This is a genomic window from Chelatococcus sp. HY11 (genome assembly GCF_018398335.1).
GTDB lineage: Bacteria > Pseudomonadota > Alphaproteobacteria > Rhizobiales > Beijerinckiaceae > Chelatococcus.
Map to the genome: position 1 here is coordinate 3681114 of NZ_JAHBRX010000001.1, position 21649 is coordinate 3702762.

At 63.0% G+C, this 21649-nt stretch carries 19 protein-coding genes and 1 tRNA gene; 8 read left to right on the forward strand and 12 right to left on the reverse strand.

Annotated features, from left to right (window positions below; genetic code table 11):
* Positions 1-89 precede the first annotated feature (89 nt).
* A complete protein-coding gene (locus KIO74_RS16780; protein ID WP_213332939.1) occupies positions 90-404 on the reverse strand; it encodes a hypothetical protein in 315 nt (104 codons plus the stop codon).
* 396 nt (positions 405-800) lie between these two features.
* On the opposite strand from KIO74_RS16780, the gene KIO74_RS16785 reads away from it, so the two are divergent.
* Positions 801-1850 carry a glucokinase gene (locus KIO74_RS16785; protein ID WP_213332940.1) on the forward strand — a complete coding sequence of 350 codons (1050 nt, stop codon included), beginning with the start codon at positions 801-803 and terminating at the stop codon, positions 1848-1850.
* Positions 1851-2112: 262 nt separating this feature from the next.
* On the forward strand, positions 2113-3396 hold the full coding sequence (locus KIO74_RS16790) for an ABC transporter substrate-binding protein (protein WP_213332941.1): 1284 nt from the start codon (positions 2113-2115) through the stop codon (positions 3394-3396).
* A gap of 135 nt (positions 3397-3531) precedes the next feature.
* Here the strand turns inward: KIO74_RS16790 and KIO74_RS16795 are convergent, their stop codons facing one another.
* Both KIO74_RS16795 and KIO74_RS16800 read right to left on the reverse strand, forming a co-directional pair.
* Positions 3532-4590, reverse strand: a complete 1059-nt coding sequence (locus KIO74_RS16795) for a succinylglutamate desuccinylase/aspartoacylase family protein (RefSeq protein ID WP_213332942.1) — start codon at positions 4588-4590, stop codon at positions 3532-3534.
* The gene (locus tag KIO74_RS16800; RefSeq protein WP_213332943.1) at positions 4587-5615 is read right to left on the reverse strand and encodes a 1-aminocyclopropane-1-carboxylate deaminase/D-cysteine desulfhydrase; all 1029 of its coding nucleotides are present in this window, start codon (positions 5613-5615) and stop codon (positions 4587-4589) included. The genes KIO74_RS16795 and KIO74_RS16800 overlap by 4 nt, the downstream gene beginning before the upstream one ends.
* Positions 5616-6175: 560 nt before the next feature.
* Here KIO74_RS16800 and KIO74_RS16805 point away from each other — a divergent pair.
* Positions 6176-7216 carry an SIS domain-containing protein gene (locus KIO74_RS16805; protein ID WP_213332944.1) on the forward strand — a complete coding sequence of 347 codons (1041 nt, stop codon included), beginning with the start codon at positions 6176-6178 and terminating at the stop codon, positions 7214-7216.
* Positions 7217-7311: 95 nt separating this feature from the next.
* Here KIO74_RS16805 and KIO74_RS16810 read toward each other — a convergent pair whose 3' ends face one another.
* Both KIO74_RS16810 and KIO74_RS16815 read right to left on the reverse strand, forming a co-directional pair.
* The gene (locus KIO74_RS16810) at positions 7312-7641 is read right to left on the reverse strand and encodes a putative quinol monooxygenase (RefSeq protein WP_213332945.1); all 330 of its coding nucleotides are present in this window, start codon (positions 7639-7641) and stop codon (positions 7312-7314) included.
* Positions 7638-8465, reverse strand: coding sequence for a helix-turn-helix domain-containing protein (locus KIO74_RS16815; protein WP_213332946.1), 828 nt, complete (start codon positions 8463-8465; stop codon positions 7638-7640). The genes KIO74_RS16810 and KIO74_RS16815 overlap by 4 nt, the downstream gene beginning before the upstream one ends.
* A 109-nt stretch (positions 8466-8574) precedes the next feature.
* On the opposite strand from KIO74_RS16815, the gene KIO74_RS16820 reads away from it, so the two are divergent.
* The gene (locus KIO74_RS16820; protein WP_213332947.1) at positions 8575-8937 is read left to right on the forward strand and encodes a nuclear transport factor 2 family protein; all 363 of its coding nucleotides are present in this window, start codon (positions 8575-8577) and stop codon (positions 8935-8937) included.
* A gap of 136 nt (positions 8938-9073) precedes the next feature.
* Here the strand turns inward: KIO74_RS16820 and KIO74_RS16825 are convergent.
* The 5 genes from KIO74_RS16825 to KIO74_RS16845 form a co-directional block, all read right to left on the reverse strand.
* Positions 9074-9148: transfer RNA gene (locus KIO74_RS16825), tRNA-Gln, on the reverse strand.
* Positions 9149-9284: 136 nt separating this feature from the next.
* Positions 9285-12395 carry an efflux RND transporter permease subunit gene (locus tag KIO74_RS16830; protein ID WP_213332948.1) on the reverse strand — a complete coding sequence of 1037 codons (3111 nt, stop codon included), beginning with the start codon at positions 12393-12395 and terminating at the stop codon, positions 9285-9287.
* An 89-nt stretch (positions 12396-12484) separates the two neighbouring features.
* A complete protein-coding gene (locus tag KIO74_RS16835; RefSeq protein ID WP_213332949.1) occupies positions 12485-13615 on the reverse strand; it encodes an efflux RND transporter periplasmic adaptor subunit in 1131 nt (376 codons plus the stop codon).
* Between the two features lie 209 nt (positions 13616-13824).
* Entirely contained in the window at positions 13825-14583 is a 759-nt protein-coding gene (locus KIO74_RS16840; protein ID WP_213332950.1) for an ABC transporter ATP-binding protein, read from the reverse strand.
* 22 nt (positions 14584-14605) lie between these two features.
* Positions 14606-15415: an ABC transporter permease gene (locus KIO74_RS16845; protein WP_213332951.1), complete on the reverse strand. Its 810-nt coding sequence runs from the start codon at positions 15413-15415 to the stop codon at positions 14606-14608.
* A 471-nt stretch (positions 15416-15886) separates the two neighbouring features.
* On the opposite strand from KIO74_RS16845, the gene KIO74_RS16850 reads away from it, so the two are divergent.
* Positions 15887-16594 carry an orotate phosphoribosyltransferase gene (locus KIO74_RS16850; RefSeq protein WP_213332952.1) on the forward strand — a complete coding sequence of 236 codons (708 nt, stop codon included), beginning with the start codon at positions 15887-15889 and terminating at the stop codon, positions 16592-16594.
* Between the two features lie 382 nt (positions 16595-16976).
* Here the strand turns inward: KIO74_RS16850 and KIO74_RS16855 are convergent, their stop codons facing one another.
* The gene (locus tag KIO74_RS16855) at positions 16977-17219 is read right to left on the reverse strand and encodes a hypothetical protein (RefSeq protein WP_213332953.1); all 243 of its coding nucleotides are present in this window, start codon (positions 17217-17219) and stop codon (positions 16977-16979) included.
* 368 nt (positions 17220-17587) lie between these two features.
* On the opposite strand from KIO74_RS16855, the gene KIO74_RS16860 reads away from it, so the two are divergent.
* Together KIO74_RS16860 and KIO74_RS16865 are read left to right on the forward strand one after the other, a co-directional pair.
* Positions 17588-17770, forward strand: coding sequence for a hypothetical protein (locus KIO74_RS16860; protein ID WP_213332954.1), 183 nt, complete (start codon positions 17588-17590; stop codon positions 17768-17770).
* 285 nt (positions 17771-18055) lie between these two features.
* Positions 18056-18649 carry an SCO family protein gene (locus KIO74_RS16865; protein ID WP_213332955.1) on the forward strand — a complete coding sequence of 198 codons (594 nt, stop codon included), beginning with the start codon at positions 18056-18058 and terminating at the stop codon, positions 18647-18649.
* Here the strand turns inward: KIO74_RS16865 and KIO74_RS16870 are convergent.
* Positions 18600-20555 (reverse strand): glycosyltransferase, encoded by a 1956-nt coding sequence (locus tag KIO74_RS16870; RefSeq protein WP_213332956.1) that lies wholly within the window; start codon positions 20553-20555, stop codon positions 18600-18602. The two genes, KIO74_RS16865 and KIO74_RS16870, sit on opposite strands and share 50 nt — an antisense overlap.
* 154 nt (positions 20556-20709) lie before the next feature.
* Between KIO74_RS16870 and KIO74_RS16875 the strand changes: the two genes are divergently transcribed.
* Positions 20710-21624 carry a transporter substrate-binding domain-containing protein gene (locus KIO74_RS16875; RefSeq protein WP_213332957.1) on the forward strand — a complete coding sequence of 305 codons (915 nt, stop codon included), beginning with the start codon at positions 20710-20712 and terminating at the stop codon, positions 21622-21624.
* Positions 21625-21649: the final 25 nt, after the last annotated feature.

Consider the following 21649-nt stretch of genomic DNA (forward strand, 5'->3'; position numbering starts at 1 on the left):
TTGCGGGATATGGCCTCTCGTAGGGCCTATGCAAGCGATACAGCCATTGGCTGGAAGAGAGCAGGCTCGCCCTTTGGGGGGCCTGCCAATCAAGGTTTCGCGCAGCGCGAGCGAATCAGGGCCTGGAAATCAGCGACCGATGCGTCCATTTGCGTCACATTCTCCTGGCGCTCACGCCCCGTCGTGCAACGGGTGAAAGTCTTGCTCGCCTCGCGCATGACATCGACATGCTTGCGATAGGCGCTGCATTTGGCGTCATCGCTCGCCTGCGCCACGGCTTCCAGATTGCGCAAGGCATTGCTCAGCGTTGATTCGAGAACGAAGAGATCACGCTTGCAAACGGCTGTGCCAGCCTGCGCCTGCGCCGTGCCGGGCGCGAGGCTCAAGCCCAGAACGATGCTCATGAAACCTGCGCTCAAGAATCGCGTGGCTTTCGCGCGGTTCAAGCCTGTCGTTCTGGAAGGCATGCGTCGCTGTCCTCGTCATCACTCCATACGGAGCCATGCATAGCCTGATCCTGACTTATTGCCACTAAAGCATTTGTGGGCGCAGTGGAAACCGGTTCGCGTGAAGGAATCGCTTAGACGCAGGACCCCCCCGGACATCCCCGGTCTTGCTGGGCATTCCCGGCGCATTCCTGTGCCGATACCTTGGTTCGGGCAGGCCTCGCGCTTGACCCCGCTCCGCCAAAGCGGGACAAGGACCAATCAAACAGGTCGGCCGAAGCGTCATGTCGCCCGGATTTCCGGAGATGCTTTGGCAGCGGAACCCTCGGCGCAACGCTCTCGTTTACAGGGACGATGACGGCAAAATTTCCTCACCCCGTACTGGTCGGCGATATCGGTGGCACCAATGCGCGCTTCGCGCTGGTAGAAGCCCCCGGCGGCGCCCTCGAAGCTTCCGTGCAGCTACATACGCATGACCATGCGAGCGCCCATGACGGTGTCGTCGCGGCAATCGCAGCGATGCGCGGTGGCGCCGCTGGATCGACCTCCGCGCGTCTGCCGGCGCCCCGCTCTATGATCGTATGCGGCGCCGGGCCGTTGGTCGACGGGCGCATCCAGCTCACCAACGCGGGGTGGGTGCTCGACCAGCAGGCGTTGCTGGATGAGCTTGGCCTGGAAGAATGTCTGCTGCTCAACGATTTCGAGGCGCAGGCCCTCTCGCTGCCGGCCTTGCCGCATGAGGCGCTTCATCAAATCACGCCAGATCTGTCACCGCGGGCGGGAACGCGGGTCGTGCTCGGGCCGGGCACGGGCCTTGGTGTCGCGGGCCTCATCGAAAGTGCCGGCCAGTTCATTCCCGTTGCCAGCGAGGGCGGTCATATCGACTTCGGCCCCGTAACGGACGAGGAATATGGGCTCTGGCCGCATATCGAGCGGGTCGATGGCCGGGTGACGGCGGAATGCGTTCTGTCCGGCCCTGGCCTCTTGCGGCTCTACAAGGCGCAATGCACGGTGGCGGGACGGGAGCCGCTCTACGGCGAGCCACCCACGCTGGTCGAAGCTGCGGTGGACGGCAGCGATCCCGTGGCGCGTGATACGGTGCGTCTGTTTCTCTCCATCCTGGCGCGCTTTGCCGGTGACGTCGCGCTGACATTCGGCGCCCGGGGTGGCGTTTACCTCTCCGGTGGTATCCTGCCGCGGATCCAGTCGTTGATCGACCCCGTCGCCTTCGGCGCGATCTTCGCCGACAAGGCCCCGGTCGATGGTTTCATGAGTCGTATCGCGACTGTGCTGGTCATAGAGCCGCAGGCTGTGCTGCTTGGCATGGCGGCCGTTGCGGCGGCGCCGGAGTGCTACCGCATGGATTGGAACAGCAGGCTTTCCCGCCGTGAGCGTCATAGGTGACGGCTTCTGCCGTAGTCAGATATTCCGATCGCGGTGACTACACGTAACGGAGTTTGTAGTTTAATTACAAAATTCTGGCGTCATACGTCGCAATTTCTCCGTTGAAGCGGCCCCGCAATGTAATTATTCTACGACACGACCCCTTGAATGGCCCTACCGCAAGCATCCGGATAATGTCGTGATGCGCGGGCAGAGTAAGGCAAAAGAAGCCACGCCACGGGCATACGGGCCGTGTTCTAGAGAGTTTGCGGGAGGGACAAACATGAGTGTGACGAGACGGACAATTCTGAGAACGGGCGCCGCGACGGCGGCGCTTCTGCCCTTCGTGGGTCCGCTGCGGGCCGACGGCAAGCAGATCAACGTGTTCGCGCACCGCGTGATGCAGAACGTGTCCAATGGTACAAAGGGGGGTGACGTCACTCAGGCTTTCACGAAGGCGACCGGCGACACGGTCAACTGGGTGACTTTCGAGACAGGGCCGCTGCATGACCGGCTGTTCCGCGAGGCTTCGCTCTCGGAATCCACCGTCGATGTGGCCTTTATTCTCAACACCTACGCCACGCCGCGCATCGCGAACCTGTTCGAGCCGCTCGGTCCGCGCATGGCCAAGGATCCTGTCGAGGATCCGAAGGACCTGTTCCCGGGCCTCGTCAAGGGCGTGACGATTGCCGACGAGCTTTATGCGGTTCCGTTCAGGCACGCATCGACCGGTCTCCACTATAACGAGGAGATCTTCGCCGAGCGGGGCATCAAGGGACCGCCGCAGACCATCGAGGAATTCGTCGAGGTCGCCAAGAAATGCACCTACACCCGGCCTGATGGCACGCCGGTCGTGGGCTTCATCCTGCCGGGCGTGGCCTATCCCGAGGTTATCGCGCTCGCCCGTGCCTGGGATGCTGATTTCATTACCCCCGACATGAAGGTCGTCGCCAATTCCAAGGAGATGGTGGCGGCGCTGACCATGATCCGCGACCTGTACACGTCGGGTGCGGTTCCCAAGAACCTCACCGGCATGAAAGCCGAGGACGCCAATACCTGGATGCAGCAGGGCCGCGCGGCCATGGCCGCGAGTTCGATGAGCCGGAACGGTCTTTATAACGATCCAGCGAAGTCGCAGGTCGCCGGCAAGATCAAGACGACCTATTTCCCGATCGCCGAGGCCCTGAAGGGCAAATATGAGGTGGCGCCCACCAAGGTCGAGTTCTGGAGCATGGCGATCCCCAAGAACTCCAAGAACAAGGATCTGGCCTGGGCCTTCATCAAGGCGATGTCGTCGAAGGACGCGACGCTGGCCGCCGCTCTTAACGGCAACGGGCCGGTTCGCGGTTCCACCTATGATGATCCCCGCATCAAGGAGGCCCTCCCCTATTCGGAGGCGGAGCGGAAGGTGCTGCAGGTGTCGCGCGTGCCGCTGCCGGCCTTCGACAATGCCGCCCGCGCCGCCGACCTCTTCAAGGAACAGGCGGAAACGGTCGTCCTTGGGATGAAGTCACCGCAGCAGGCGATGGACGAGCTGACCGTCAGCGTGCAGAAGCTGGTCAGCTGACAGGGGACCCAATAAGAGGGGGGAAGGGCGCGGTCATCTCATAGGCATGTCCCGGGATGACCGCGCAGACCTTCTCAGTTTTCTGGTCAGTATTGTTGCGTGCTGAGGCGATCCCCAGATTGCCAGGGTGTCCTTTCAAGACCCGTTGATCAGCGCGTCCGGCGTCGTGTCTTCCCCCATATGCACAAGGACGTCTCCCGGCTCCGCGAGCGTCGGCACGCGCCGGCAGATGACGAGGCCGTCTGCCGCATAGTGGAGCGGTTCGGGCGTTCGTTCGGGCCGTTCGGGATCGCTGAGCCAACCCGCCACGTCGCCGGCCGCCACCGCATCGCCGAGCATGAAGGCGGGAGCGAAGAGGCCTCGTCCGGGTGAGCGCAGGAAATGCTCGCCGCCGACCGCGAGGAGCCGTGTCGATGCGCTTGTCGGGGTCGATGCGCTTGCCGGCCCGGAGGCGCTGTCCGTGAGGACGCCGACATGGGCAAGCGCGCGGCGCAGCCCGGCAGCGGCTATCGCAACCGTCTGCCTTGTGACGCCGCCGCTTCCGCCCAGTTCCGTCGCCATGGCGACGACACCGAGATCGAGCGCCGTGGCGACAAGGGTGCCCTTGGCCTCGGGGCGCTTTACCACCGCGGTCACGGGCGCGCCAAAGGCTACCAAAAGATCCAGCACCCGGGCTGCCAAGGCCTTGTCCGCCGGCAGACGGCCGAAGGCGCAGGGCAGATAGTCGAGCGTGCCGCCGCCGCTGTGGAAATCCAGGAGATAGTCAGCCCCAGGCAGGAGAAGGCGTGTGATGCCCTCGGCGATCTGGCTTGTGGGGCCGCCGCTCGCCTCCCCGGGGAAAAGGCGCGCGAGGTTGCCGCCATCGATGGGTGAGGTGCGCCGGCTGGCCAGTGCCGCCGGCGGATTGGCAGTGGGCATGATGATCAGCCTGCCCTTGATATCCTCAGGCACGAGTTCGCGGGCCAGCGCGCCGAGGACGATCGGACCTTCATATTCATCGCCGTGGACGCCACCGGTGCATAGCACGGTCGGCCCGGGGCCGCCGTTGATCACGATGACAGGGATAACGATCTGGCCATAGGCGGAGCGGTCATGAGACCACGGCAACCGCAGCGCGCCGATCGTGCGCCCCGGCCGATCCAGCGGAATGTCGAGCCGCGCGGGGCCTGGCTGAGTGGCTTCCGATCTGCTCACGCCATGGCCTCCCCGGCGAGCGCTTGCGCATGGGTGAAGAGACCGGGTGTGCCGCCGGAATGCAGGAAGACGACGGAATGCTCCGGCTTGATCACGCCAGTCCGTACCGCCGTGGCGAGGCCGGCCATGCCCTTGCCGGTATAGACCGGGTCGAGCACCAGGCCTTCCATGCGGCCCGCGAGGCGGACCGCTGCCAGGCTCGCCGGCGATGGCTTGCCGTAGCCCGGCGCGATTTCGCTGTCGATGATGTCGAAATCATCGCCCATTAAGCGCGTGTCGATGCCGAGCAGGGCCGAGGCTTCATCCGCCGTGCCGCAGATCCATGCCTTGAGGCGCGGAGCGGGCTGCTGGGCGCTGATGCCGAGGAGGCGCGTGCGGCAACCGAGATGCTTGAAGCCAAGAGCGAGGCCCGCGAGCGAGAGGCCGGAGCCGCAGACGGCCACCAACACGTCCGGCACCGCGCCACGCGCCGCGAAGTCCCCGATGAGCTCGGCCGCGCCGGACATCCAGCCGCAGACCCCGACGGCCGCGCTCACACCCGTCAGCTGCACAATGAAAGGATTGCGGCCCTCGGCCGCATAGCCGGCGGCGATCGCGTCGAGCTCATTGGCGACCGTCCGGTCCCAGGGGTCCGTCACGGCGGTGAAGGTGATGGTAGCGCCGAAGACGTCATCCAGCAGGAGATTGCCTACCCGCTCGGTGCCCATCGCGGCGCGCAGGTGGAGGTGGCAACCAAGCCCGAGCTTGGCGGCGGCGCCGGCGAGGGACCGGCAAAAATTGGACTGGCTGCCGGCTGTGGTGATCAGCATGTCCGCGCCGGCGGCGAGGGCTTCAGCCAGGATGAAATCAAGCTGGCGCAGCTTGTTGCCGCCCAACGCGTAACCGGCCATGTCCTCCCGCTTGATCGCAAGCTTCGCAATGCCGAGCGCCCGGGCCAGCCTGGGGGCATCATCCAGTGGGGTTGGCAGCTGCGACAGAATGAGGCGCTCAAGACCCGTTGTCGGGTCACGCTGTGTAGCGGGCATGGTCGTTTCCTGAATTGTTCTGATCGTTCCGGGCGAAGTCAAAATCGTGAGGAGTCGGCCTGTGGAGGGGCTCCAGCCTGGCGAAACCCTTCCTGTCATTCAGATCTCAGCTCCAGAATTGCGGCCGCGTGTTCAAATGGATTGCCGAGCATACACCGTGCATGCGGTAGTCGCGAGCGATTTGTAGCTTTATTACGGCGCGCGCGGTGGCTTCAGCTCGCCCGAGAAATATCGGCGAAAAGGCCTGTCATTTATCGATGCAGCCGCACAGTATTATCGTTCATGTGATATTTCACCGAGATTTCAACGAGAAATGCTCAATACTCCCTAGAATTTCATGATCGGGGATTGAAACCTCCCCCTCTTTTTGAAAAATAACTCTGATGTATCAAATCCTAGTTCGATCGCGAGGATGTCCGCGCCGATGAACCTTCAATCATCCCCGGGCGATTTTTGGAGAAAAATTACATGCATCCCGCCTCAACGCCCAACCAGCCGCGGATCAGCGTGGGGGGTGTGTCGATGAAGGCCGCATCCGTTGTGATTATGAGCGACTTGGAATGGTCATCGCATCGATGACGATGGTGAATTTCCAGCGTGACCGAGGTGATGCAATGGCGGCGGACGAAACGGGCGCCGGGCCTGACCAGCGCGCGGGTGTCAAGGCAGCCAGCGGGCCGCTGATGCAGGACGCGTCGCGTTTCCTGGACAAGATTGCGGCCCAACGCGCGCAATTGTCGCCGTCGGAGCGGAAGGTCGCCGATTTCGTTCTGGATCATCCCGAGCGGATCATTCGCATGTCGATCGCCGAATTGGCCGCGTCGGTCGGAGTAAGCCAGCCAACTGTGCTGCGCTTCGTGCGTTCGCTCGGCCTGTCGCGCTATCCCGATCTCAAATTGCTCACCGGCCAGAGCATCGTCTCCGGCACGCCCTATCTCCATAGCGAGGTCCGTACACAGGACACGCTGGATGAGGTCGCGGACAAGATTTTCGATTCGAGTATTCACGTCCTCAACACGGTTCGCCAGTCGATCAATCGCGAGGCACTGATGCGTGCCGTGCAGATGATTGTCGCGGCGCGGCGCATCGATTGTTTCGGTGCTGGCGCGGCCAGCATTCTCGCCATCGAGGCGCAGCACAAACTCATGCGCTTGGGGTTGCCCGTGATGGCCTATGTCGACACGCATTTGCAGCGCATGGCGGCGGCGACACTCGGACCGCGTGACGTCGTGCTGTGCTTTTCCCATACGGGCGAGATCCGCGACACGGTGAAGATGGCCATGAAGGCGAGGGAGGTTGGCGCTTGCGTCATCGCCCTTACCAAGCCCGGTACGGCCCTTGCCGCCGCGGCCGATATCCTGCTCGCGATCGACGCCCATGAGAATACGGAAGTCTACGCGCCGATGACCTCGCGGATCGCCCATGCCGTGGTGTTGGACATCATCGTGACCGCCGTTGCCCTGCATTTCGGCGAACCTCTGCTCAAGCGTCTGCGCGATGTGAAGGACAGCCTGGCTGATCTCCGCCTGCCGGCCGCGCATGGGCAGGCTGGGAAGCAGGGGGGCACGGGCAAAGCGCCAGCGGGCGGGTATGGTGGGTGACCCGGCAGGCTGTGACGGAACCTAGCTCCGCCTTCACTGCCGTTGTCCGCTCCGACGCATTATGTCCCATCGGCCTAGGCCGGAAGCGGGAGTCATCAGGGGCTGTTTGCCGAAGCAACGACGGGCGGGTCGATCCTGATTGGTTCCCACATGCTGATGAGCCGTGGCTCCTGCAGCAGATCCGGCAGCGCCGCGTGCCAGGCCGCGCGATACGGGCGTTGGAGCTGTACGTCGACGACATCCTGGTGGTTCGCCCAGGTCTCATAAAGCATGAAATGATTGGCGTTGGCGGGATCACGGTGCAGCGCCGCGTTCCTGAAGTTGTCCTCGCCGCGCATGGCGTCCAGGACGCCATTGATGAGAATGAGGAAGCGCTCGCGTTCCGTTGGCTTGACGTCGAACTCGATGAGATAGGTCACGCTCATGATGAGGCTCCCACGGCATCCGAAGATAAGGGCGCGTTCAGCAACGCCGTGCGTGTCGCGGCGTCGGCCGGATAGAAGCATTCGAGGGTCAGTTCCGCCAACGTCACATCTGTCGCTGTTCCGAAGACCGTGGTGGTGGAAATGAAGGAGAGGCATGCGCCATCATCGGCTCTGAGCCTCAGCGGGACAGCGATGGCATTGGCTGTCCCCGGCCGGGCCCTGCTGGCCCGGAAGGGCAAGGTGGAGAGCTCTGCCAGCAAATCCGCCAGCACAGGGTCGCCGGTCTCGTCGCATTGTCGGGCGAGGCGTTCGAGCAGGTGGTGTCGCCACTCGGCCAGATTGTCGATGCGCGGCGCCAGGCCCTCCGGATGGAGGCTGAGCCGCAGTACGTTCACGGGAGTCGTCAGGAGCTGTTGCTCTACCCCCGCCAGGAACGGCGCAAGGGCGGGATTGGCAAGCACAAGGTTCCAATGACGATCCACGGCAAGGGCGGGAAAAGGCATATGGCCGGCAAGGACTGCCTCCACCGCTTCACGCGCCGCAGTCATGTCGCGCGCATCGAGTGGACGTTCGGCGTGTTCTGGTGCGTATCCGCCCGCGAGCAGCAGCCGGTTCCGAATGCGCAGCGGCATTGCGAGATGCTCGGCAAGGCGAATGAGCATGTCACGGCTCGCGGAGGCCCGCCCGCTCTCCACGAAGCTCAGATGGCGGGTGGACAGAGCGGCTTCGCTTGCGAGGTCGAGTTGGCTGAAGCGGCGTCTCTGGCGCCATTCGCGCAACAGGGAGCCCACGTTGTCGATGGTCGTTTCCGAGGTCGTCTCCATGGGGGACACTATAGCGGAATGTGGTGGCCTGGATGATTACCTCGGAGGTAATCGCGCCGGCCGCCAAAACTAGCCAGGATCGTCACGTCGACCACAGGAGTGACAGTTCATGAGCGACAACCAAGATATCGCACACATCTATCTCGCCACCTGGAATGAAATTGACGATGGGCAGCGGCGTAAGCTCATCGCGGCGCGATGGTCCGCGGATGCTCGTTATGTGGATCCCCTGATGTCGGGAGCGGGAAGCGAGGGGATAGCCCTGATGATAGCGGCTGCGCGTGCGCAGTTTCCCGGTCACCGCTTCGAATTGCGGGGAACGCCGGACAGCCACAACGACTATGTTCGCTTTTCCTGGTCGTTGACGGCCGGCGAGGGGCACCCCATCGCCGAAGGGACGGATATCGTGCGTCTGGATGCGGCGGGCCGCATCGCGACCGTCGTCGGCTTCCTCGACCCACGGCCCGCATGAAAGGGAATGCCGTGATCAGGGCGCCTTGAACCGAGACGGCTCAAGGCCAAAGTTTGCCGAAACACCCTCATCCGCGGCGAGACATTCGCGCCCAGACTTCGGAAGATTCAGAAGATTCATGGTGGCGAAGAAGGCTTGGCTGGGGCGGGAGGATTCGAACCTCCGCATGGCGGAATCAAAATCCGCTGCCTTACCACTTGGCGACGCCCCAACGCGTTGCACGCTTCGCCGCCCTTGGCGACGCAAGTCTTGCGAGCGGGGCGGACCATAATTCGCTGCTTGTGCGATGGCAATGGCCAACCCGTGGGCTTTGCGCAGAAATCTTGCGCGTCCTTGCTCCCTGGCAATTACTCCGCCGGCGTCAAATGCCCCGGTGTCCCGGCCCCCTTGGGGTGCGGATGATGCGCATGGGCTTCGTCGTGCTCCTCATGGGGTTTGTGGATGCGGCCCACCAGGCTGTAGACGGTGGGCACCACGAACAGGGTGAGCAGCGTGCCGAGGGTGAGGCCACCGACAATGACGAGGCCGATCTGCTGGCGGCTTTCGGCGCCCGCACCTTCCGCGAGCGCAAGCGGCACGGCGCCGAGCACCATGGCGCCGGTCGTCATCAGGATCGGCCGCAGACGCAGTGTCGCCGCCTCGATCACCGCCGTGAGACGGGTCTTGCCGGCTTCCTGCTGCTGGTTGGCGAATTCGACGATGAGAATACCGTGCTTGGTGATCAGGCCGACGAGGGTCACAAGGCCGATCTGCGAATACACGTTGAGCGTTCCGCCGGCGTAGTACAGCGCGGCGAGCGCGCCCGTCATAGACAACGGCACCGTGAGCAGGATGATGACCGGATCGCGGAAGCTCTCGAATTGCGCGGCAAGCACGAGGTAGATGAAGCCAAGCGCCAGCACGAATACGACCGCGAGGCTCTGGCTGGAAGAGTGGAATTCACGGCTCTGCCCGCCGAAGTCGGTCTGCACGGTCGCGGGGAGTACCTCCTGGGCGGCTTTCTCCAGATAGGCCAGGCCGTCGCCCAGGGCGTAGCCCGGCGCGAGGTTGGCAGAGATGGTCGCCGCCCTCAGCTGGTTGAAACGCCGAAGTTCCTTGGGCGCGACAGATTCGGTAACCCGCACGATGTTGGAGAGCTGAACCATTTCCCCATTCGGGGCCCGCAGGAAGATGGTGGACAGCGTCGACGGCGAGGCGCGATCTTCCGCCGCCATCTGCACATAGACGTCGTATTGCTCGCCTTCCACCTCGAAACGGGTGACCTGGCGCCCGCCGAGCAGCGTTTCCAGTGTCCGGCCGATCACCGAAACATCGAGGCCGAGATCGGCCACCTTCGCGCGATCCAGCTCGATGCGAAACTCAGGCTTGTTCAGCTTGAGGTCCGAATCCAGATTGATGAACCCCGGGTAATCGCCAACCCTGTTCAGGAACGTATTCACATAGCCCTGCAACTCCTCGTAGGTTCCGGATGTCTGCAGGATGAATTCGATGGGACGGGACGAGCCGCGCTGGCCAAGCGAGGCCGGATTGTTGGCGTAAGCCTGGACACCGGGAATGCGAGCAAGCTTGGCGCGCATCGCCGCGGCAATTTCCTGCTGGCTTCGCTGTCGGACATCCCAGTCCTTCAGGCGGCCGACGATCATGAAGTCCGTGATTTCCGGGAAGCCAAGAATGACCAGTACCGACTGCATTTCCGGAACTTCGCGGAGCGAATCCTCGATCTGGCGGGAATAGCGGCTCATATAGGCGAGAGTGGCGCCTTCCGGACCGCTGCCACGAATCATGATGACGCCACGATCCTCGACGGGCGCAAGTTCAGCCCTGAGATGCGTGAAATAATAGCCGCTCATGCCAGCGACGCCGAGCGCCAGCAGGATGATCAGGAAGCGGACCTTGAGCGTGGCGACAAGCAGGCGGCGATAGCCATTCTCAAAGGCGTTGAAGCCACGCTCGAGCAGCCTGAAAAGGAAGCCGGGATTAGGCTCGTGCTTGAGGATCTTCGAGCACATCATCGGCGTCAGCGTCAGCGCGACAAAGCCCGATACCAGAACCGCGCCGGCGAGGGTCAGCGCGAATTCCAGGAACAGGCGGCCTGTGCGGCCCGGTGAGAAGGCCACCGGCGCGTAAACCGCCACCAAGGTGAGTGTCATGGCGATGACGGCGAATCCGATCTCCTTGACACCTTTGATGGCGGCCGCTTTCGGCTTCATGCCATGCTCGACGTGGCGGTGAATGTTCTCGAGCACCACGATGGCGTCATCCACCACGAGGCCGATCGCCAGCACCATGGCGAGCAGAGTCAGGGTGTTGATGCTGAAGCCCAGCGCATACATCAGCGTGAAAGTCGCGATCAACGAGATCGGGATTGTCACGATGGGAATGAACGAGGCTCGCAGCGAACGCAGGAAGAACAGAATGACGAGCACGACGAGAACGATGGCTTCCAGAATCGTGTGAAAGACGCTCTGGATGGACCGGTCGATGAAGACGGCGTTGTCGTTGGCGATCTCGGCGGTCACACCGTCGGGCAGCGAGGCGCTGATATCGGGAAGGACAGCCCTCAGGGCTTCCGACACGTCGAGCGGATTGGCGACGGCCTGTTTCACAATGCCGACGGTGACGCTCGTCTGGCCGTTGTAGCGGCCGTCGCGCCGCTGGTCCGCCGCGCCAAGCTCGACGCGCGCGATGTCCTTTAACTTGACCTGATAGTTTCCGGACAGCTTGACGACGATATTCTCGAACTGTTGAGCATTCGTCAGGCCCGTGCGGGAGAGCACGGTGAACTCGCGGTCTCGGCTCTCGATCCGGCCGGACGGAAGCTCGACGTTCTGGGCGCGGAGCGCGGCCTCGATGTCCTGGACTGTCAGATTGTAGGCCGCCAAGCGCTCGCGATCGACCCAGATACGCATGGCATAGCGCCGTTCACCAAAAATGCTGACGTCCGCGACGCCTGTCAGATTCTTCAGGCGGTTGGTGACATAGCGGTCGATATAGTCCGTCAACTCCAGGGCGTTCATGTCGGTGGCCATGAACGAGATGAAGATGATCGGCTGAGCGTCGGCTTCCACCTTCGCGATGACCGGCTCGTCAATTTCATCCGGAAGGCGACGGCGCACGCGGCTCACGCGATCGCGCACATCGCTCGCGGCCACATCGGCATCGATGCCGAGACGGAAACGAACGGTAATGCGGCTCGACTCCGAGCGGCTCGATGATTCCAGCACGTCAATGCCCGCGATGCCGGCGATCGAGCCTTCGAGCACCTGCGTCACTTGGCTTTCCATGATGGTGGCCGAGGCGCCGGGATAAGTCGTGGTCACGGAGACCACGGGTTCGTCGATATTGGGGTACTCACGCACGGTCAGGCGCTGATACGAGACGGCGCCGATGAGCACGATGATCAGGCTGAGCACTGTCGCGAAGACTGGCCGGCGGATGCAGAGCTCAGAAAAACCCATATCAGCCGTGCCTTTCGAAGGGATCTGGGACGCGTAGGGCGTAACCTGAAATCAATGCGAGCAAGTTGGCGACAGGAGCGTAAGGCGCATCAGGTCTGGCGCAGAGAACTGGCGACGACCTCCACACGGACGCCGTCACGCAGCCGCGACTGTCCCGATGTCACCACCGGGGCGTCGGCTATCAGACCCTCAAGGATCTCGACCTCTCCAGCCTTACGGTTGCCAAGGCGCACCTTGGTCTCCACGGCCTTGCCGTCGACGATCTGGTAAATAAGCGAATCCTTGCCGCGAGGCACGACGGCTTCTTCCGGAACGAGCGAAACATTCTGCACGCTCTGGCCCTTCACGGTGATGCGCGCGAACAGGCCTGGCCGCAGGGTGAGATCCGTATTGGGCAGACGGGCGCGGATGGTGAGCGCCCGGCCATTGACGTCGACCATGGGGTCGATGGCGTAGATGGTGCCTGTGAAGATACGGCCCGGCAGCGCGTCGACCGTCAGTTCAACGGTCTGGCCCACCGAAACGCGCGACAGGAAGATCTCGGGAACCTTGAAATCGACTTTGAGGGCGTCGATCTTTTCCAGATTGACGATGGCGGCGCCGGGGCTGAGATAGGCGCCGACCGACACTTTGCGGATGCCGAGGACGCCTGGGAAAGGCGCCTGGATCGACAGCTTGTCGAAGCGCGCCTGCATGAGAGACAGGGTCGCCCTGGCCGTCGCGAGACCGGCGAAGGCCTCGTCATTGGCGCGCTGAGTGGCGTTGCCGCCCTTGGCGAGGGCATTTGTGCGCTTGTAGTTGGAATCAGCCAGATCGAGACGCGCCTGCGCGTCATCAAGTTCAGCCTGCGTCAGAGAGCCGTCGAGCTTAACGAGTACCGCCCCCGCATTGACCTGCTGGCCTTCCTTGAAGAGGATTTCAGCAACCCGGCCCGCGATCTCCGACGAGACAACCACCGATTCATCGGATTGAAGGCCGCCGACGGCCAGAATATCAGATGTGGCTTCGCCGCGCCGTGGTCGCACCGCTTCAACCGGCATGGCCGCGGCCTGCTGCCGCGCCGGCCCCGCGCTCTGGTCGCGCGCGCGCGCTTCGCCGAAGACTGCCTCCTTCAGCCGCTTGACCTCCGCCGAAAGGTCCGATCCGCCACGATCGAGCATGAAGGCGCCGGCAGAGGCCAGAGCGACAAGACCCACAACTGCCAAAACCGACTTTCGCATTCTCGTCTCATCCGCTGCGGAGTGATCCGGATCCTCTAAGCAACTCGCGTGCCGATCAAGTTAACATTTGCTCATGTAACGCCAAAAGGGACGACCAAGCCCATTATCCGGCATTTATGAGGGCTTCGCCATCACGTGTTTGATACCGCGGCGACCACTCCCTTCGGAGCGGCCGCCGCGCAACAAGTTGGATGGTGGGTGAGGCCGGGTCAGGCCGCCGGCGCGGCCCTTGACGATGCGTAGACGTCCAGGATCTCGTCGACGCCGCCCTCGGCGATGACGCGGCCTTCGCGCAGCATGATCGCCCGATTGCAATATTGCCGCAAAGCGTTGCTGTCGTGTGACGCCAGCACAAGGATGCTGGCGTTGTTCATCATGTCCTCGGTGCGCTGCAGGGCCTTGTCGGCGAAGCCCGCATCGCCCACGCTGATGAGCTCGTCCAGGAGCAGGATATCGGGCTGTACGGCCGTGGATATGGCAAAGGCGAGCCTGAGCGACATGCCGGTGGAATAGGTGCGCATGGGCAAGTCGATATAGCCGCCGAGCTCCGAGAAATCCGCGATCTCGCCGATGCGCGCGCGCGCCTCGGCGATGGACATGCCGACAATGACGCCACGCAGGATGATATTTTCGGCGCCTGTCAGCTCCGGATCCATCCCCATGCTGATATCGAGCAACGAGGAAATCCGTCCCTCAATGTCCACGGTGCCGTCCGAGGGCTCATAGGAGCCGGAGAAGACCCGCAGCAAGGTCGATTTGCCGGCGCCGTTATGGCCGATGAGGGCGAGCCGATCACCTGCCTTGAGCGACAGATTGATGTTGCGCAGCGCCTTCACGGTGACGACGTCGCCGTTCTCGCTCTCGATCTGGCCGCCGACACGCTTGAGGAGGCTCGATCGCAGCGATCGCCCGCGTGCGTTGTAGATGGGGAATTCCACGGAGGCATTGACGAGGTCGATCGACGGCATGGCCCTGTCCGATCTCAAAAGCTTAAAGCCAATAGACGATGCGCGCCCGGAAACGGGCGAACAGCGGCGCCGCGATGAGCGTCAGCACGGCGATGACGACGAAGGCGCTCGCGTAGGTCGCGAGGCCGGGGATGCGGCCGTGCAAAGGCTCGGCCACGATGCGCAGGAAGACCGCGAACGGGTTGAAGCCCACGATATACCAGGCGGCCGCGCCCATCTGGTCCACCCGCCACATCACCGGCGTCATGAAGAACGCGATCTGCAGCAGGTTCTGGATGATTTGAGGGAGATCGCGAAAGCGTGTCGACAGGATCCCGATGATCATCGCGGACAGGAAGGCCGCCACCATCATCAGCACCAGGCCGGGGATAGCGAGCAGCATGGCTGGACTCGGCACGACCAGGAAGCAGATCCAGACTATGGGTATGATGATGAGATTGTGGGCAAAGGCGATGAGGTTGCGCACGAGAATGCGCAGGATGAAGACGGTTTTAGGCATCGCCTCCTGGCGCAGGTAGACCGAGGCCTGCACGAAGGCGAGCGTCGCTTCGTTGACGATGCCGGCGATCAGCGTCCACACGACCATATTGACAGCCAGGAACGGCAGATACTCGCGAACGGGCTGGTTGAACAGGAAGGCGTAGACGATGCCGATGCCTGCGACAAAAATGCCCATGCTCAGCGTGATCCAAAACTGTCCGAATTTGGATCGCTTGTAACGCTGGCGAATATCGCTGAAGCCGAGCAGCACCCAAACGTGCCAGGCGGTGATACCGCGCACGACATCGTTCAGCATAAGCCGCCAGTCGCGACGTGTCGGGCTCAAGGGCATGGGTGGTTTCTCGGATTCGGGTCTCGACAAGGAAAAAATAAGGCCGGTGGCGAAAGCTCCAACAAACCCAGGTCAGGTCATTAGCTTCCGTCTCCGCTAGGCCCCGCGGCATCGAGGGGCAGAACGCTGGCAGCCCGCCTTGCCGAGCCCGTCCCGCTCGGCAGCCGCAGGGGCGGGTGGGCACCGATGCGTCCGGCCAGCCTGTTCGGCTGTCTAGCGAAGGCGGAGATGAGGGTCAAGGCAACTGCGGCCCGCGATAAGCGACAGTGGGGATGACGAAAAGGCGGATGCGGCTCTCCTTGGCCATTCTCCTGTGCGATGGCCCCGCTGTCGTGTCCGGTGATCAAATGGGCTTGTCAGGATGAGCCTGCCAGTGTTCTTAAGCGGCCTGCGGATCGAGCGATCGATCATGAGGCGGTGGAAGCACCGTGGCGGGCAGCAGGGCGACGCGCCGGGATGATGGAGAGAGTGATGGTGAAAGCAGCCTCGTTGGTAGACAGACAAACGATCGCCCACCAGACCGCCCGCATGATGCTCGAGGTCAAGGCTATTCATTTCAACGCCGAGAAGCCGTTCATCTTCACGTCCGGTTGGGCGAGCCCGGTCTATACCGACTGCCGCAAGCTGATTTCGTATCCGCGCCTGCGCGCCGGGCTGATGGATTTCGCCGCGACCACCATCCTGCGCGACATCGGCTACGAATCGATCGATTGTGTGGCGGGCGGCGAGACCGCCGGCATTCCCTTCGCCGCCTGGATCGCCGATCGGCTCATGCTGCCGATGCAATACATCCGCAAGAAGCCGAAGGGCTTCGGCCGCAACGCCCAGATCGAGGGCGAGGTCGTGGAAGGCGCACGGACGCTTCTGGTCGAGGACCTGGCGACTGACGGCGGCAGCAAGGTGACCTTCGCGGATGCCATCCGCAACGCGGGCCAGACGGTCGACCACTGCTTCGTGCTCTTCTTCTACGATATATTCCCGACGGCTCGCGCTGATCTGAAGGCCATCGGCCTCGATCTCCATGCGCTCGTGACATGGTGGGACGTGCTGGAGGTCGCGAAGGCGAGCGGTCATTTCGACGCCGGTGTTTTGGCTGAGGTTGAAGCTTTCCTCAAGCAGCCGACCCAATGGTCCGCCGCCCACGGTGGCAAATCCGAGTTTGGTGGGCCGAAGAGCTGAGCGGCAGCTCGAATAGGGGCGGCTTTGCGCCAGAATGCTGCGCCGGCTGAAAACTGTTCGCGGAAGCCCGTGCCGGGCATTCCGGGACGACCCCTAGCTTGGCCGGGATTCAATCAGCACGGTTTGCCGGCAGCCCATAAGCGCCTCTCAAGAGGCTTTCTCTCTGAAGCCGTATGGGTTCAGGATCCGCACGGCGACATATAAGTCGTTTCGGCTTGTTCGTCTTAAAGCGCTGAACTCGGCAAGACCTGAGTTCAGCGCCGTTTGCGGGATGCCCGGGGGGCAGGCATCAATCTCGCTAGAGGCGCTGGACGACGGCTGGATCAGGCCGCGCCGGCAACCTGCGGACCCGACGCGGCTGCGCTTCTGTCGGCTTTGCCAGTCAGGTCATTTCAGGCTCTAGTCGCTCCGCCGGTGCGCTCACCGCCAAAAGGAGATCAATCAGGCGCCGCACCCGGCGGGTGGCTGACGGGTATAGGGTCGCCTGGTTTGCGTGATCGTCCAAATGCGCCATTGCCTCGGCGAGTTCGGCCGCGCTTGCGCCGGTTCCGATCATTTCAGAGGCGATCATATCGTCTACCGTGCCAACGAGCGTGTCGATGTCACGTCGTGATATGCCAGTCATTCAACTTCTCCCGCGCCTTTTCCATGGCGTAGAACCTTTTGCATGACAAGTGTTACGATGATCCTAGGGGCTGAAGGTCACGCATCTACTTATTTTCTTATCAATATTAGAGAATGACGTCATAAAACCTTATTATTCAGTCCTGTTTACGATGGTGACGAATGCCGGAATCACGATCATGATTCGTGCCTCATCATACAGATTTCGAGATGTTATTCTAATCGTGCGATGTCTATGCCTGTTCAGGGCTGTGGGTTATGCGCCCCGCCGGGCGGGTGAAGATGCTGAAAATGCTCGCATAAGAGGGCGTCGCCCACTATCTTGCGGGAGTGGTCCGCGACCACATGATCAATAAGGATCCTTGCGTCATGGCTTCGTCCGAACCCGTCGCCGGGCCGACCGAAACACCTTCCGACAGCCGTCGGCTGATTGTCGGGCTGTCTGCGGTGGCGGCCGTGCTGACGCTTTTCGCGGGAGTGATGCTGTGGGCCAGTCAGGGTGACGGTGTTTTCCTCGCCTGGATAACGACAGCGGTCGCTGGCTGCTTTTGACGTTGGTCGTTTGCGCCCATTTCGGGGCGGGCGTCAGTTACCGTTCATAGCAAATGACGTTTTCGCGAGGCGACCATCTGCCGCCTTCTCCTGCCGGGCCGGTGCCGGCTATAGCGATGCTGCCGACGCCCCCCGCCCGCCTGGTCCACGAGGGTTCCTGGTCCACGAGGGTTTATAGTCCACGAGGGATTGGCTTGGGAAAGTCGGTCCGGATGGCATCTCCGAGGAGATGTCGGCTCCGGAGCACAGGGATCGCCTTCGGGTAGCGTAACGGGAGCAACGCATATGAATCATGACCGCCTTCGGCGTCTGGCGCTCCCTCTCGCAGCTTTCCTCTTCAGCGTTATCGTGCTCGGCATCGCGATCGTCTCGCTGGTTGATTTTCGCCGCGATGAACCGGTGATATCCTCCGTTGGAGGGCCATTCACCCTGACCGCGCAGGATGGACGCACCGTTACGAACAAGGACTTCCTCGGCGCGCCGTTCCTGGTATTCTTCGGCTTCACCCATTGCCCCGATGTCTGTCCGACGACGCTGTTCGAGGCCTCCGAACTTCTCAGGGCCGCGGGGCCACAGGGCGACAAGCTGCGCGTTCTGTTCGTCACGGTGGATCCCGAGCGGGACACGCCCGAGGTGCTGAAAAGCTATCTCGGGGCGTTCGACCCACGCATCATCGGGCTGTCCGGTTCACCCGAGGCAATCGCGGCGGTGCTCAAGTCCTACAAGGTCTATGCGCGCAAGGTGCCGACAAGCGACGGATACACCATGGATCACACGGCCATGGTGTATCTGATGGATGCCAAGGGGCGCTTCGTGAACGGCTTTGATCTCAAGCGCGCGCCGGACGTCGCGGCGAAAGATCTTTTGGGCTACCTGTAATCTGGAGGCTGTGGCGCCGGGCGGACAGTCCGTGCTCCGTCTTGTTCCAGTTGAATGGGGAAGTGACGAGGCCGACGAGGCCGCGCCACGAGGCCACCGACACCAGGACGTAGTAGAAGGGCAGCAGCGGCACATAGAGCATCAACCTCCACGGGCCGCGCCGGGCGATGCCGATGATGGGCGGCAGCAGCATCGAAACGAAGCCTGCCGTGAAGACCACGAGCGCAAGCGCCGCAAAACCGGCGTCCGCGATCGAGGAAACCGCGATATTCCCGCCATTCAGCACGAGCCTCGCCGCGATGATCAGGGCGAGTGTAGCGAATAGCGGATAGGCCAACGCGGTTGCGACCGTGCCGAAGGCCATCGTCACGACGCCGAGCGAACCGGCTCCGCCGAGTGTCCTCACGGTATTGAGCGGGGCGCGGCTGTGGGTGATGCAGACCTGCATCCATCCCTTCATCCAGCGTGCGCGCTGGCGCATCCAGGCGCCGAGGTGCATCGGAGCCTCCTCAAGGGTCGCCGATGGCAGATCGGCGACGTCGTAGCCGCGACACGCCAGCCTGACGCCAAGGTCGGCATCTTCCGTCACGTTCCAGGCATCCCAGCCCTTGATGTCGCGCAGTACCTCCGTCCGGAAGTGGTTGGAGGTGCCGCCGAGCGGCACCGGCAGGCCATAGCTGGCGAGGCCTGGATTGATGACGTCGAACAGCGCCATGTATTCGATCGCGAACAGGGAGGCGAGCAGGCCATCCCTGAAGTTGTCGATGACGAGACGCGCCTGGAGGCAGGCCACGGAGCGGGGCATGCGCGCGAAAGTCTCCACGGCCAGGCGTAGCTGGTCGCGATCCGGCACATCCTCGGCGTCGTAGACGACGACGAATTCTCCGCGCGCGAGCGGCAGGGCGACGTTCAGCGCCCGTGGCTTCGTCCGGGGCTGCCCTGACGGGGCGATGATGACCTCGATGAAATTCGGCATCTCCATGGACCGGACAGCGGCGCGCATGGGCTCGTCGTCTTCTTCCAGCACAAGCTTGATATCGAGCTTGGCCGCCGGGTAGTCGAGGTTCTGTAGAGCGCTGACGATCTGGCCCAGCACGCGTGTCTCGCGAAACAGGGGCACGATGATGGTGTAGGCCGGCAGGTGTTCATCGCTGTGCGGCTGATCGCCGTGGTGATCATCGCGGTGCCATTCCTGGCCCCAGGCGCGTGAAACCTTGCGGCGGGGGCGGACTGGCACCCGCTCGAGGCAGCAGGCCAACCTGACCGTGATCATGGCCAGGAAGATAAGGCTGATCAGACCAACGATGACTTGCTGCACTTGAAGCGGCGCCAGCGTCGCCAGAAAGCTCGCCGCGCCCACGGCCGTGGCGACGGAGACGATCTGTGCCTTTGTCGCGCCGTCGCGTGCGGAGAGGGCAGGGTCTTCATCGGGCAATTCGTGGGCCGCGCGGCGCGCGATGCGGGCGGCGGATGCCGCCATGACGCGTTCGGCGAGGCGTCGCGGTGCGATCAATGCCACACCCTGCCGCGCGAGCTTGGGCCCCCGCAGAAGCAACTCCTGCACCGCGCTGCCGCGCGGGGCGATCGCGAAGGCGAGGCGACGCCGGTTGGGCTGCAGCGCCACGATCCCCGAGCGAATTCCCAGGTCGTAGGGTGCGTGCGGACACACCGCTATATCGGCCGGCAAAAGCGGCACGCCTGTCTCCGCGGCCAGGGCGCGGTAAAAGGCATCCTCGTCGATGAAGCCCAGGGCCAGCAGGGACTCGGACGGTGTGACACCCCACAGAAGCGCGTAACGCTTTGCTTTGATGAGTTGCGGAACGGTCACCCCATGTGCCGCCAGAAAGGCGATCTCGGGTGGCAAGGGCTCATCGTCGCCCTGCGGTGACCACCGATAACGCAACAACCAGCCTTCCCCGCTGGCATTGCTGCCCCGATGCATAGTTTTCCCCCAAATTGTCCCCGGGGCGCATTGTGCTAGAAGTTTAGCAAGGATTGCGAGTCAAATCCGACTCATTCCATGGTCGAATAGACGCTGGCCATCCGATGCCTGGAACAGAATGAAGCCCTTGCCGTCCCGTATTGTCCGGATCATTCGGTCGCATTGGCCGCGCTCGGCGGTTGCCGCCATCCTGTCGATCATCCTCACCATTGCCTCGGGCGCGGGGACGTCTTTGGCGCAGGACGGGCGGCCGCGCGGGGCCTCGGACGAGGTTGCCGTGCCGAATTTCTGGAATCGCCAGAATCCTCCGAACAAGCCGGATCTGACTGGCCTGCGGGTCATCCGGTTTCTCACGGATGATCTATACCCCCCCTTGCATTTCTCGGATGCGGAAGGCCTGCCGACGGGCTTTTCGGTGGATCTGGCGCGTGCGGTCTGCGACGTGTTGCAGGTCGCCTGCACCATCCAGGTGCGGCGTTTCGATACGCTTCTCGACTCGCTCGCCGAAAGTCGCGGCGATGCCATCGCCGCCGCCATCCCCATCCGGGAGGGGCTGCGCCAGCGCTTCGCGGTGACGACGCCCTACTACCGGACGCCCGCTCGTTTTGTGGCGCGGGGGGGCGGCGATCTGCCGGAGCCGACTGTGGAAACGATCGTCGGGCGCACGGTCGGTGTCGTGGAGCAGTCAGCCCACCGCGCCTATCTCAAGGCGGCCTTTCCGGGCGCGAAAGTCGAGACCTTCATCAACCTCGGCCTGGCACAGGATGCCCTGCGTGACGGCAAGGTGGACTATGTCTTCGCCGATGGGCTGAGCATGGCGCTCTGGCTGAACGGGAGCGATGCCGCGGGCTGCTGCCGGTTCAGTGGCGGGCCTTATACCGAGAGCCGGTATTTTGGCGAGGGCGTTGGCTTCATCACCCGGCGGGACGACCCCATCCTGCGCCAGGCCCTTGACTATGGCCTGCAGAAGGTATGGGAGGATGGCACCTATGCGGAGCTTTACCTGCGGTACTTTCCGGTGAGTTTCTACTGAGGCATGCCAGGCGGATCCCATCGCG

Coding starts and splice junctions, on each gene's coding strand:
- KIO74_RS16800 (WP_213332943.1), bottom strand. CDS start 5,615: ATGCCCGCTACACAGCGTGACCCGACAACGGGTCTTGAGCGCCTCATT.
- KIO74_RS16805 (WP_213332944.1), top strand. CDS start 6,176: ATGGTCATCGCATCGATGACGATGGTGAATTTCCAGCGTGACCGAGGT.
- KIO74_RS16815 (WP_213332946.1), bottom strand. CDS start 8,465: ATGGAGACGACCTCGGAAACGACCATCGACAACGTGGGCTCCCTGTTG.
- KIO74_RS16840 (WP_213332950.1), bottom strand. CDS start 14,583: ATGCCGTCGATCGACCTCGTCAATGCCTCCGTGGAATTCCCCATCTAC.
- KIO74_RS16860 (WP_213332954.1), top strand. CDS start 17,588: ATGGCTTCGTCCGAACCCGTCGCCGGGCCGACCGAAACACCTTCCGAC.
- KIO74_RS16875 (WP_213332957.1), top strand. CDS start 20,710: ATGAAGCCCTTGCCGTCCCGTATTGTCCGGATCATTCGGTCGCATTGG.
- KIO74_RS16820 (WP_213332947.1), top strand. CDS start 8,575: ATGAGCGACAACCAAGATATCGCACACATCTATCTCGCCACCTGGAAT.
- KIO74_RS16785 (WP_213332940.1), top strand. CDS start 801: ATGACGGCAAAATTTCCTCACCCCGTACTGGTCGGCGATATCGGTGGC.
- KIO74_RS16845 (WP_213332951.1), bottom strand. CDS start 15,415: ATGCCCTTGAGCCCGACACGTCGCGACTGGCGGCTTATGCTGAACGAT.
- KIO74_RS16790 (WP_213332941.1), top strand. CDS start 2,113: ATGAGTGTGACGAGACGGACAATTCTGAGAACGGGCGCCGCGACGGCG.
- KIO74_RS16865 (WP_213332955.1), top strand. CDS start 18,056: ATGAATCATGACCGCCTTCGGCGTCTGGCGCTCCCTCTCGCAGCTTTC.
- KIO74_RS16855 (WP_213332953.1), bottom strand. CDS start 17,219: ATGACTGGCATATCACGACGTGACATCGACACGCTCGTTGGCACGGTA.
- KIO74_RS16780 (WP_213332939.1), bottom strand. CDS start 404: ATGAGCATCGTTCTGGGCTTGAGCCTCGCGCCCGGCACGGCGCAGGCG.
- KIO74_RS16830 (WP_213332948.1), bottom strand. CDS start 12,395: ATGGGTTTTTCTGAGCTCTGCATCCGCCGGCCAGTCTTCGCGACAGTG.
- KIO74_RS16810 (WP_213332945.1), bottom strand. CDS start 7,641: ATGAGCGTGACCTATCTCATCGAGTTCGACGTCAAGCCAACGGAACGC.
- KIO74_RS16850 (WP_213332952.1), top strand. CDS start 15,887: ATGGTGAAAGCAGCCTCGTTGGTAGACAGACAAACGATCGCCCACCAG.
- KIO74_RS16835 (WP_213332949.1), bottom strand. CDS start 13,615: ATGCGAAAGTCGGTTTTGGCAGTTGTGGGTCTTGTCGCTCTGGCCTCT.